General features: G+C 70.7%; 10 protein-coding genes. 6 read left to right on the top strand and 4 right to left on the bottom strand.

Annotated elements, in window-relative coordinates; translation table 11 throughout:
- A complete protein-coding gene (locus tag ACJ8AN_RS18290; protein ID WP_407756662.1) occupies positions 1-1056 on the top strand; it encodes a patatin-like phospholipase family protein in 1056 nt (351 codons plus the stop codon).
- Positions 1057-1075: 19 nt separating this feature from the next.
- On the opposite strand, the gene ACJ8AN_RS18285 is transcribed toward ACJ8AN_RS18290, so the two are convergent.
- Positions 1076-1795: an immunity 52 family protein gene (locus tag ACJ8AN_RS18285; RefSeq protein ID WP_407756661.1), complete on the bottom strand. Its 720-nt coding sequence runs from the start codon at positions 1793-1795 to the stop codon at positions 1076-1078.
- A 12-nt stretch (positions 1796-1807) separates the two neighbouring features.
- Positions 1808-3094, bottom strand: a complete 1287-nt coding sequence (locus ACJ8AN_RS18280; RefSeq protein ID WP_407756660.1) for a Tox-REase-5 domain-containing protein — start codon at positions 3092-3094, stop codon at positions 1808-1810.
- A 418-nt stretch (positions 3095-3512) separates the two neighbouring features.
- On the opposite strand from ACJ8AN_RS18280, the gene ACJ8AN_RS18275 reads away from it, so the two are divergent.
- The gene (locus ACJ8AN_RS18275; protein WP_407756659.1) at positions 3513-4031 is read left to right on the top strand and encodes a GNAT family N-acetyltransferase; all 519 of its coding nucleotides are present in this window, start codon (positions 3513-3515) and stop codon (positions 4029-4031) included.
- Here the strand turns inward: ACJ8AN_RS18275 and ACJ8AN_RS18270 are convergent.
- Positions 4028-5125 carry a glycosyltransferase family 4 protein gene (locus ACJ8AN_RS18270; RefSeq protein WP_407756658.1) on the bottom strand — a complete coding sequence of 366 codons (1098 nt, stop codon included), beginning with the start codon at positions 5123-5125 and terminating at the stop codon, positions 4028-4030. The genes ACJ8AN_RS18275 and ACJ8AN_RS18270 overlap by 4 nt on opposite strands.
- Before the next feature lie 44 nt (positions 5126-5169).
- Between ACJ8AN_RS18270 and ACJ8AN_RS18265 the strand changes: the two genes are divergently transcribed.
- Positions 5170-7416, top strand: a complete 2247-nt coding sequence (locus tag ACJ8AN_RS18265) for a glycosyltransferase family 4 protein (RefSeq protein WP_407756657.1) — start codon at positions 5170-5172, stop codon at positions 7414-7416.
- Positions 7413-7886, top strand: coding sequence for a hypothetical protein (locus tag ACJ8AN_RS18260; RefSeq protein WP_407756656.1), 474 nt, complete (start codon positions 7413-7415; stop codon positions 7884-7886). Before ACJ8AN_RS18265 ends, ACJ8AN_RS18260 begins: the two co-directional genes overlap by 4 nt.
- Positions 7887-7892: 6 nt before the next feature.
- Here ACJ8AN_RS18260 and ACJ8AN_RS18255 read toward each other — a convergent pair whose 3' ends face one another.
- Positions 7893-8648, bottom strand: coding sequence for a class I SAM-dependent methyltransferase (locus ACJ8AN_RS18255; RefSeq protein ID WP_407756655.1), 756 nt, complete (start codon positions 8646-8648; stop codon positions 7893-7895).
- A 95-nt stretch (positions 8649-8743) separates the two neighbouring features.
- Between ACJ8AN_RS18255 and ACJ8AN_RS18250 the strand changes: the two genes are divergently transcribed.
- Together ACJ8AN_RS18250 and ACJ8AN_RS18245 are read left to right on the top strand one after the other, a co-directional pair.
- On the top strand, positions 8744-11062 hold the full coding sequence (locus ACJ8AN_RS18250; protein ID WP_407756654.1) for a YfhO family protein: 2319 nt from the start codon (positions 8744-8746) through the stop codon (positions 11060-11062).
- Between the two features lie 34 nt (positions 11063-11096).
- Entirely contained in the window at positions 11097-11861 is a 765-nt protein-coding gene (locus ACJ8AN_RS18245; protein WP_407756653.1) for a glycosyltransferase, read from the top strand.
- Positions 11862-11883 lie beyond the last annotated feature (22 nt).

Genomic DNA, 11883 nt, shown 5'->3' with positions numbered 1-11883 from the left:
ATGAGGGAGCTGGACAAGGCGGACGCGGTGTTCGAGGGCGGAGGCGTGAAGGGCATCGGGCTGGTGGGCGCGCTCGAGCACATGGAGGAGCGCGGGGTGAAGTTCCAGAACGTCGTGGGAACCTCGGCCGGAGCCATCGCCGCGGCGCTCGTGGCGGCGGGCTATTCGGCCGCCGACCTGGGCTCCATCCTGGAGGAGCTCGACTACCGGCGCTTCACGGACCTGAGCATGCTGGACCGGGTGCCGCTGATCGGCCCCGCCGTGAGCCTGCTGCGCGAGAAGGGGCTCTACCAGGGGGACTACTTCGAGAACTGGCTGCGCGAGCTGCTCGCCAAGGCCCCGCGCAAGGTCCGCACCTTCCGGGATCTGCACATGGACTGCGAGAAGCCCGGCTCGAGGTACTTCTACAAGCTGCAGGTCATCGCCGCGGATCTCTCCCGGCGCAAGCTGCTCGTGCTGCCGTGGGACATCCGGGACTACGGGAGGGATCCCGAGGATCTCGACGTGGCATGGGCGGTGCGCATGAGCATGAGCATCCCCTTCTTCTTCGAGCCCGTGCGCATCCAGGATGGCGGAGGCAGCACCTGCTACATCGTGGATGGCGGAGTGCTCAGCAACTTCCCCGTCGACATCCTCGACGACAAGTCGGTCAATCCGCCCTGGCCCACGTTCGGCCTCAAGCTGGTGGACCGGGTGAATGACCAGGGCCTGGTGGATGAGGAGCCGAGCCGCATCCGAGGTCCCATCACGCTCTTGAAGGCCATGTTCGAGACGATGCTGGAGGCGCACGACGCGCGCTACATCCAGCAGAAGAACTTCGACCGGACCATCGCCATCCCGACGCTGGGCGTGAAGACCACGGACTTCGGCATCCGGCGGGACCGGAGCGAGGCCCTGCGTGCCTCGGGGCGGCGCGCGGCCGAGCAGTTCTTCCAGACGTGGAACTTCGAGGAGTGGATCCAGAAGCACCGCGTCCCCGAGGTCATGGCGCTGAGGGCCATGGCGGCCGCCGACCACGCGAGCGGCGGCCCCGAGCCCGTGCCCGCGATGATGTGACGGGAGCGCGAGGCGGACTTCAGGCCCGGCGAGGAATGACCCGCCGGAGCAGACCGTGCGCCTCGAGCACGCCCTGGACGCGGTGGCCCAGGGCGACGTGCTCGGGGTTGGCGGCGGAGACGCGCTCGGGGGAGAGGATGACGAGCGTGCCCTTGTCCTCCACGGGCTCGACGTGCACGGGCTCAGGCAGGGGCGGTATCTCGCCCCACCGGCGCGAGTAGTACGTCAGCCAGCCCACGAAGGTGCCGGCGGAGCCTTTCTGCGACATGCGGTCACGGAAGCCGCCGGACGCGACGTAGGCCCAGTCCGGTTCCCAGGCCAGCGCCATGGCTCGCAATATCCCGGTGAGCACGGGGAGGGTCACGAGGCGGTCAGAGCCCGGAGGTTCCGAGGGGAAATAGAAAAAGACACCGTTTGGCGATGCCTCGGCGCGTGAGCCACAACTGAGCTGAACCATCCCGCCCTGGTTGTTGAGGTGACCCGTCCAGGCGCCAAAAGAGAAGCCGTCTCTTCCCAGCTGGTGGCTCTTCTTGCCGAAGAAGCGCACGAAGGTGTCAAAAGTGGGCTCGAACTGGAGCTGGAGCGCCTTCCTGGTCGAGTAGGCCTGCTCGTACCAGCGGGCATAGTCGGGGTGACACCCGGACAGGAGACGGAAGAAGGTCTCCGCGCGCCGGGCGCAGTCCTGGGCCGGCTCCGGGCGGCAGCCCCAATAGGCGGCCGCGAAATAGGTCTCGTCCATGCGTGACAAGCCTCAAGCTTGGGGTGATTCGTACACCACTTCTATCCCTTCGATCTCCCAGCTCTGAAACATCTTCTGGAGGATGGCAACCATGCGGGGCTCGGCCACGTACCAGCGGACGCGCAATCCTCCCGCCAATCGGGCCTGCCTCTGAGCTTGATTCCGCAGATCCTCCAAGCCCTTGAAAGTGAACTTGGCATTGAGGTTCCTATCGAACCACTGGTCGTAACCGAGCCCCTTGGCTTCCAGCAGCGTCCCCGCCTTGGGATTGTACCCGTCGTACTCCACGCACTCGCCATTGCGGCAGACCTCGTAGCACCATCCCTTGGGTGCGCCCGTCACCTGGGCCTGATAGTCGCGGGACCGCTCAGACATGCTCGTGGTGTCTTCCACCCACTGGCCGGGTCCACCGATGGGCGGCCAATTGCCACTGCCCGTGACGGCCATGTGGAGGATGGAGACGGCCCCTGCTCCCGCGCCGAGCGTGGTCGTCAGCGTGCCACCCGACACAAGTACCGTGCTCAACACCAGCTCGCCCTCGGCCGTGAGCGACAGCACCGGCAACTCCACCCCCATCGAGCCGACGCGCCCCACCGTACCAGCCGTACCCGCCGCGCCCCCGTACATCATCAGCAGGTGCGTGGACAGCCGTGCCGCCTCGCGTATCTGGTCCTGCGAGGACATGGCGCCAAAGCGCGCGAAGTACTCGGGTGAGGAGGCAATCAGCAGCGCCACCGTGGTGGGCAGTTGCGCGAGGCCCCCGACGCTCTGGATGGGGTGGAGGAGGGTCTGAGCGAGCGCGAGCACCAGTTCCCCCATCGCGTCCTGCGCCCCGTCCAATGCGGAGTTGAGCGGGTCGCGCTGCAGGCCCACTTCGGCCAGGGGAGTGGTGTCGCGACGTTGCAGCGCCTCATCCACCGGATAGAGGACGCCACCGTGCGAGAAGTAGAAGGCCCCCACCACGAGGCGCAGCACCTGGAACACACCGTTCTCGAATCTCACGGTTCCCATGCGCTGGATGGGCTGACCGTGGAGCACCGTCACCAGGTAGCCGTCCGGGCGCACCATGACCAGGAGGCGGAAGCGCTCGGTACGGCGTAACAATTCCGCGTACTCCACGCGCTCGCCTCCCTCGAGCACCTCGCGTAGCAACAGGGAGAGGGCCCGGCGCGGAGCGAAGTTGCGCTGTGTCACGTGCGTCTTCGCCAGCCAGTCCCGGATTCGACGCGCCTGCTCCAGGTAGAGCGCCGCGCCCACCGGGTGCCGCAACTCCTCCAGGCCACACGCCTCCTGTAACACCTGGAATGCATCCGCCTCCTGTTCGAGGACACCTCCCGTGCGGCCCTCCGCTGCGCGAGGAGACGAAACGAGTCCCTCGGTCCTGGAGTCGAAGAGGGCCGAAGGCGCCGATGAACGATGGCCGTAGCCTCGAACGAGGGGCCCTCGTGGATGACCCGTGGCGCACCCACTCAGCATCAGCAGGGCCATCAGCACCAAGAGGCCCGAACCCAAGCACCGCCATGTTTCAGGGGTAGCGCGGAGGGCGGGTCGAGCGGACATGCATGTCTCCTGGGATGCCTGCTCCGCGCAGGGTACGGATCAGCCTGACACCGGGCCGGGACTCGAGCCAGAGGGGGAAGCCCACCCACCGTCGACGCTGGAAGCCGCGTGTGAAAGCGTAGGGCCCGACATGCGCTTCCTCGCAGGAGAAGACGTGATGACCCAGAGTGACGCGAGCCTGGAGCTGCGCACGGCTCGCCCGGAGGAGTACCCGGCGGTGGGCGAGCTGCTGGTGAGCGTCTACGTGGGCGAGGGTTTCTCTCCCGCCGGGCGCGCTCCCGGTCTCCGCGCCGTGGAGCCGCTCGCGGCTGAGGGAGAGCTACTCGTGGCCCGGGATGAACGGGAGGGAGTGGTGGGCACGGTCACGTTCGCGCTCAGTGGCACGCCCCAGGCCGAGATCGCGCGCGAGGGCGAAGCGGAGCTCCGCCTGTTGGCCGTCGCGCCCGTCACCCGGGGCCGGGGCATCGGCGAGGCTCTGGTGACCGAGTGCATCCGCCGCGCACGAGAGCGGGGCTGCCAGCGGCTGGTGCTCTCGACTCGACCCACCATGGCCCCGGCCCAACGCCTCTATGCGCGCATCGGCTTCGTCCGGACACCCGAGCGCGATTGGAGCAAGGCCGGCAGCGCACGGATCGTCTACACGTTGGAACTGGCTCGGGGTGACAGCGCCCCCTAGCCTCGTGGCCACAGGACTTGCTCGTAGGCCGCGAGCGTCTTGTCCGCGCAGCGCGCCCAGGTGAACCGGGCCGCCTGCTGCTTCCCCGCCTCCGACCAGCGTCGCCGCTCCGCGTCCGAGCCCAGCAGCCGGTCCATCGCCTCGGCCAGCCCGTCCGCGTCGTCCGGCCGCACCGCCGGGGCCGCGTCTCCGCATACCTCCGGCGTGGCCCCCGTCGTGGAAACAATCGCCGGAGTCCCCAGCCGCATGGCCTCCAGCGGCGGCAGCCCGAAGCCCTCGTACTTCGAGGGGAAGGCGAACACCGTCGCCCGCCGCATCAGCTCGAAGAAGACGGGCTCGGACTGGTACCCGAGCGCGCGGATGTCATGGCCCTCCGAGGTCATCCGCGCCACCCGCGTCTCCACCTCTCCCGAGCCGAACCAGCTCTGCCCCGCCATCACCAGCGCCGCCGGTTTGCCTCGGGCCTTCAGCCGCTCGAGCGCGTCGAGCACCAGGCTCACGTTCTTCCGCACGTCCAGCGAGCCCGCGTACAGCACGAAGCGCTTCGGCAGCGACAGCGAGCGCAGGAAGTCCTCGGTGGTCGCGTCCGGCACGTGGCGGCCCACGTGGTCCACGCCGTTGTACACCACCGACACCTTGCCCTCGGCCTCGGGGTGGCGCGCGAGCAGGTCATTCCGGGTGCAGGCGCTCACACAGAGGATGTGGTCCGCCACCCGGACGCTCCGCGCGAGCCACAGCCGGAACTGCCAGCGATACGCCCGGGACACCGTCTCCGGCATGAGCAGGGGAATCAGGTCATGCACGGTGACGACGTAGGCCTTGCCCGGAATCCGCACGAGCGGGAGGTTGAAGTTGCCGAGCGCGTGGTACAGCCGCGCCTCCGATTTCCGCAGCGCCTGGGGCAACCGGCCCAGCACGTAGGCGGTGCGGCCCATGCGGCCCCGAGGGTCTTCTCCGGAGACCCGCGCTCCGAGCCGCTGCAGGCGCACGCCCCGGTCCTCGAGCCCCGAGGCCAGACAGCGGGTGTACAAGCCGATGCCCGTGGTGGGCTCGTCCCAGAGACTCGCATCGAAAGCGACAGGACCGATGGACACGGGGGCGCCTCATAGCACGGTGCTGTGATAGGCAGGGTTCCCCTATGGCGGTCCATCAGCTGATTCCGAGCTTCGTCGCGGGCGACGCCACCGGACAGGCGGCGCTGCACCTGCAACTGCTGCTGCGCCGGCTCGGCCACTTCGGCGAGCTGTACGCGGGCGAGGTCGGCGCGGGCCTCGAGTCCCTCGCCCACCCCGTGTCGGCGCTGCGCCCCAGCCCGGACGACCTCGTCCTCTACCACCACGGCATCGCCTCGCCGCTGAGCAGCCGGCTGATGCACCTGCCCTGCCGCCGCGGCGTCGTCTTCCACAACATCAGCCCCGCGCGCTACTACGCGGGCACGCCGCTCGCCGAGGCGCTCCTCACGGGCCGGGCGCAGCTCGCCGCCATGGCGCCCTTCGTGGACGTGGCCCTCGGCGTGTCGGACTACAACGGTGCCGAGCTGCGCGAGGCCGGTTACCGCAACGTCCACACCGTCCCGCTCTTCGTCGAGCCCGAGCGCTTCTCCGTGGCCAACGCGGACAAGGAGCTTCTCAAGCGCCTCGCGGGCCCGGGTCCGGTGGTGCTCTCGGTGAGCCGGGTGGCACCGCACAAGCGCTTCGAGGACCTCCTCTCGCTGCACGCGGAGCTGCTCCGGCTGCGGCCCGACGCCCGCCTGCTGGTGGTGGGCGGCTACGAGCCGGGGAGCCGCTACTTCAAGTCGCTCGAGCGCACGGCGCGGGGGCTGTCCGGGGTGAACTTCCTCGGGCGGCTCAACCACGCGGAGCTGGTGGCGGCGTACCGCTCGGCGAATGTCTTCGTCTCCATGAGCGAGCACGAGGGCTTCGGCGTCCCGCTCATCGAGGCCATGGCCGCGGAGGTACCGGTGCTGGCCTACGCGGCGGCGGCGGTGCCCGAGACGCTCGGGGGCGCGGGCATCGCGTTCGACCAGAAGCGCTACGCCTTCCTCGCCGAGCTGGTGGTGGACATGTGCGAGGACCTGTCCCTGCGCGAGCGCCTGCTCGAGGGTCAGGCCCGGCGGCTGAAGGACTTCTCGGCCGAGGCGGCCCAGGAGGCGCTCGCGAAGGCCCTCGGGGAGGACAAGCGCCCGAAGCGCCGCGCGGTGCCGGCGAAGAAGAAGCCGCGGGTAGGCGTGGTGGTGCAGCGCTACGGCGAGGTGACGGGCGGAGCCGAGCGCCATGCGCAGCAGGTGGTGGAGCAACTGGCGCCGCACTGGGACCTGACGGTGCTGACCACGTGCGCGAAGAACCACCTCACCTGGGAGAACGTCTTCCCGCCGGGCGAGGAGCAGGACGCGAACGTGGAGCGCGTGCGGGTGCTGCGCTTCCCGGTGACGCGGGTGCGGAACATCCGTCCCTTCAACGGGCTGTCCAAGCAGGTGTTCGACAAGCCCAACGAGCGGCTGCGCGAGGAGCACTGGGTGGCCGAGCAGGGCCCGGTGGTGCCCGGCCTCCTGGAGCACCTGGACTCGCACGGGGCGGACTACGACGGCTTCGTCTTCTTCACGTACCTGTACGCGCCCACGGTGTGGGGCGTGCCAATGGTGGCGGAGCGCTCGCTGCTGGTGCCCACGGCGCACGACGAGCCGCCCATCCGCTTCGGCGTGTACGCGGACGTCTTCGAGCGCCCGCGCGCCCTCCTGTGCAACACGCCCGAGGAGGTGGAGCTCATCGGCCGCTACTACCCGGACCACGCTCCGGCGCGGGTGGTGGGCGTGGGCGTGGACGTGCCGGACAAGGTGGACCCCAAGCGCTTCCGCGAGAAGTACGGCGTGCGCAACCCGTACCTGCTCTACGTGGGGCGGCTCGAGGCGGGCAAGGGCATCCCCGAGCTGCTCGCGCACCACCGGGAGCTGCGTGCGCGCTTCCACGACGCGCCGGACCTGGTGCTCGCGGGCGAGGCGCACATGGAGCTGCGCGGCGAAGGCGTGCGCCACGTGGGCCGCATCGGCGAGCAGGACAAGTACGACGCGCTGGCGGGCGCGCTGGCGGTGACGGTGCCCTCGCGCTTCGAGAGCCTCTCGCTGCTCACGCTGGAGGCCTTCGCCTCGGGAACGCCGGTGCTGGTCAACGGGCACTCGGAGGTGCTGGTGGGCCAGGTGGAGCGCAGCCGCGCGGGGCGGACGTATAAAGACATCGAATCGTTCATCACGGGACTGCGCGAGCTGGGCGAGGAGCGCGCCACGCTGAGCCGGCGCGCGAAGACGTACGCGGCGCGCTACACGTGGCCCAAGGTGGTGGACGCGTACCGGGAAGAGCTGGAACGCATCATCAGGGAGAAGAGCCGATGAAGCTGATGGGACGGGACATCCCCGCGCGTGAGTTGCTCGCGCGCATCGAGGAGCGCCTGCGCACGCGGGGCCTGCCCACGTCGGAGCAGGTGGACGTGCCCGAGCAGGGCGTGGAGCCGCGGGTGGATCCGCTCTCCTTCAACCTGCGGGCGCTCGAGGAGAACTCGGACGCCACGCGCGGGCTGCCGCTGCACACGCACCGGGGCGGCACGGGCCAGCTCGTGCTGGTGGCCAAGTGGGCCTTCCGCAAGACGTGCCAGGTGCTCATCAACGAGGCGCTCGGCCGTCAGCGCGTCTTCAACGGGCACGTGCGCGACTCGTACGCACAGCTGTCCGCCGAGGTCATCCGCCTGCGCGCCGAGGTGGAGACCCTGCGCGCCGCCCAGGCCGCGGCCCCGTCCCAGGAGACGCCGCCCGCTCCCTCCCGCGCGCGGAACACGGCGAAGCAGGGCAAGGCCTCGAAGGAGTAGCCGCCCTCAGTTCCCCGCGTTGGGCTCGGCCACGGCGATGAGCGACACGCCGAAGGGCAGCGAGACGCGGGGCACCACGTGGCGCTCGGCGCTGAAGACGGCCTCCAGCACCTGGTTGGCCAGGCCCGAGCCGCCCGTCTCCACGTCGGAGCGCGGCGCGTTGTCGCGCGGCTTCGGCAGCACGCGTTGCAACAGGCGCACTGCGGCGATGGGCGGGAAGAGCAGGCTGTTGAAGTAGGAGGACCAGCGCAGGCGCAGCCCCGCGGCCGAGAGCTGCCCGGTGAGCATGTCCACGGTGTAGCGGCGCTGGTGGTGGTGCACGGTGTCGTGCTCGCTCCAGAGGAAGCCGAAGGCGGGCACGGTGAGCACCAGCACCCCCTGGGGTGCCAGCGCCGCGCGGATGCCCACGAGGGCCCCCACGGCGTCGGGGATGTGCTCGAGCACGTCGAAGGCCGTCACCACGTCGAAGCGGCCCGGGGGGATGTCCTCGGGGATGTGGCCCTGGTTCAGCGGGAAGTCCGGCCCGAGCCGCCGCCGGCACAGCGCCAGCGCGTCCGCGGAGCCCTCGAGTCCCACCACCTGGCCGAAGCGCTGGAGGAGCGGGATGTTGCCGCCCGTGCCGCACCCCACGTCGAGCATGCGCCGCTCGGAGGCCGCGGGCAGGTGCTGGCGCAACACCGCTTCGATGATGTTGCGACGGCCCCGGAACCACCAGTGGTGGTCCTCGGTGCGAGCCATCTCCTCGAACAGGTGGGCTTCCATGGGGGCCCCTCAATAGCCCACCACTCCCACCTTGGACAGAGGCCCCTCGCTGCCTGGCCGGTGACCTTTTCGATGCCGGAAGGTAGACAGGCGCGGTGAACACCCAGCCGCAGCCCCAGCAGCCCCCGGTGCCCGCCGCACAGCCGGAGCAGGACGCCTCGCGCGAGGCCCCTCCTCCTGGCCGCCGTCCCGCCTTGCGGCTGCTCGTGGCCCTGGTCCCCGGGTTGCTCATCGTCGCTGGGGTGCTCGCCTTCCACGCCCGGGCCGCCGCGCCCGGCATGGCCTTCGGCAGCGAGGACCTGCGCGAGTACTTCATCCCCATCCGCTACCTCCTCCAGCACACCGTGCGGGGTGGGGACTGGCCCTTCTGGCAGCGCTCCATCTACGCCGGCTTCCCGCTGTGGAGCTCGGGCGAGGCGGCCCTCTTCCTGCCCACCACGTGGCTCTACTTCGCGGTGGAGGCCGCGCGCGCCCTGACGCTCGGCACGCTCACGCACCTCGTGGTGGCCGCGCTCGGCATGTTCGTCTGGCAGCGCCACCGGGGCCGGAGCGTGGGCGCCGCCATGGCCGCCGCCTTCATCGTGGCGCTCGGCGGCTTCACCACGGTGCACCTGGACCACTGGACGTTCAGCGCGACGCTCGCGCCGCTGCCCTGGACGCTGCTCGCGGTGGACGTGGCGATGCGGCGTGGCCTCTCCCCGGGCCTCTTCCTCGGCGCGGCCCTGGGCCTCGCGGGGCTCTGGTACGGCGGCGCGGCGCAGCTCGCCTACTTCGCCACGCTCCTCGTGGGCGGCTACGTGGGCCTCCAGGTGCTCGGCACGCGGGGGAAGGCCTGGCCGCTGCTGCTCATCCTCCCCGCGGGCCTGCTGCTCGCCGCGCCCCTCATCCTCGCGGGCGCCGAGTTCAGCGCGTACAGCCCTCGCGTGGGAGGCATGACGCTGCGCTGGGCCAGCTTCTACCACTGGCCGAGCCCCCGCGCCCTCGCCCTGCTCCTCTTCCCCGACGCGTGGGGCCGCCCGCCCGCGTACGGCGGCGAGTACAACTACTGGGAGATGACGGGCTACCTCGGCCTGCCCGCGCTGGTGCTCGTGCTCACCACCCGGCCGAGGCGCCTGGGTTGGTACTTCCTGGCGGTGCTCGTCCTCTCGCTGGTGCTCTGCTTGGGCAACGACACGCCGCTGTACGGGCTGCTGTTCCGCTACCTGCCGGGCTTCGACAAGCTGCGCGTGGCCACGCGGGCGCTCTTCCTCGCCAACTTCGCCGCGGCCTTCCTCACGGCCGATGCGTTGGATGTGCTCGCCGAGCGGCGGCGGTGGTGGCAGGGCCTGCCGGTGGTGGCCGGGGCGCTCGGGCTGCTCGGGGTGGCGTGGTGGGTGGCGCAGCGGGCCGACGCCCTGGGCTTCCGCGCCGGGCCCCTGCGCGCCAACCTGCCCTGGACGATGGGCGTGCTGGCCGTGTTCGCCGCGTGGGTGGCCCTGCGAGGCGTGCCGAAGCGGTGGCCCGCGCTCTTCCCCCTGGGCGTGGCGCTGCTCGTCTTCGCGGACCTGCACCACGCCTACAGCGACTACATGCCCGTGACCCCCACGGAGGAACTGGCCCGGCTGTACCCGCCCCTACCTCCCTCGCGCGAGGGCGTGACGGGCCGGGTGCTGCAGCTCGGCTTCAATCCCAACCTCACCGCGGCCTCGGGCGCCGAGGGCGTCACCGGCTACAGCCAGCTCCTCGTGGACCGCGTCTATGACCTGCTCTACGCGACGCGCAGCGGCGGCTTCTCCATCATCTCCGGCGCGCCCGTGGACGACGAATACGGCAAGCTCTGGGCGAACCCGGGCAGTCCCCTCTTCCCGCTGTTCGCCGCGTCGGAGCTCGTCACCCCCGGCCCGGCGAGAGGCCTCTCCGCCCCCGCGCAACGCGACGGACCCTTCTGGCGCTACCCGATGACGGCGTTGCCCCTGGCCTTCTGGACCCAGCGCTACGAGGTGATGGACGGCGCGCGCTTCCGCCAGGAGGTGTACCGCTTCCAGCCCTTCGAGACGGTGACGGTGGAGCCCACGCCGCACGTACTCCCGCCCTCGGGGGCCACGCACGCGCCCCACCCGGCCACCCTCACCGCGCGGGGACCCAACCACACGCAGCTCGAGGTGTCCGCGGAGGCGCCCGGGCTGCTGATGGTGATGGACCCGTGGTTCCCCGGCTGGAGCGCCGAGGTGGACGGAAAGGCCGCCCCGGTGCTGCGCGCCGACTACGCCTTCATGGCCGTGCCCGTGCCCGAGGGAACGCACCGCGTGGTGCTGCGCTACGTGCCGGCCACCCTGTGGACGGGGCTGGCGTGTGTCCTGGCGGTGGTGGCGGGCCTCGGCGTCTGGGCGTGGCGGCGGCGGGGCGCGGGGCCACTGGTGCTTCGCACGCATTGACGCCCTCGGAGGGCCGTGCTTTCAAGCGGCCCCTGTGACTGCTCCGACCATCAGCGTGGTGATTCCCGCGTACAACGAAGGCGTCCGGCTCCCGGACTTCGTGGAGCAGCTCACGCGGGTGTGCCTCGCCACCGCCTCGCCCGTGCTGGAGCTCCTCGTCTCGGACGACGGGAGCGCGCCGGAGCACGTGGAAAAAGAGCGCGCGAGCGTCGAGGCCGCCCAGGCCCGCTTGGCGGCGGAGGGCTCGCCGCACCGCTTCCGCTTCCTCGCGGCCGAGCGCAATGGGGGTAAGGGCTCGGCCATCCGTAGGGGCTGGCGGGAAGCCGATCCCCAGGCTGAGTGGCTGGCCTTCCTGGATGCGGACGGGGCGGTGAGCGCGGAGGAGTTCCTGCGCCTGGCTACCCTGGCGGCCACCACCCGGGAGACCGACGTGGTGGTGGGCTCGCGCGTGGCGATGGCGGGGCGGCACGTGGAGCGCAGCTTCTTCCGGCACCTCCAGGGGCGCGTCTTCGCTACCTTGACGGACCTCCAGTTCCACCTCGGCTACTACGACACCCAATGTGGGGCGAAGCTCTTCCGGGCCTCGCTGCTGCGGCCGCTGCTCGGGCGGCTGCGGGAGGACCGGTGGCTGCTGGACGTGGAGCTGCTGGTGCTCATGCGCGAGCAGGGCGCCCGGCCGCTCGAGGTCCCCATCGACTGGGCGGATGCCGGGGAGTCGAAGGTCCGCTTCGGAGTGGATGCGGTCCGGATGTTCTGGGGGTTGAAGAAGATGCACCAGCGGTTGCACCGCCCCCAGTAGCCAGACTCATCAGCCTGCTTGC

Source organism: Archangium sp., from assembly GCF_045802675.1.
GTDB lineage: Bacteria > Myxococcota > Myxococcia > Myxococcales > Myxococcaceae > Archangium.
The sequence above is the reverse complement of the archived record's forward strand: the minus strand, read 5'-3'. Positions and strand labels throughout refer to the sequence as shown.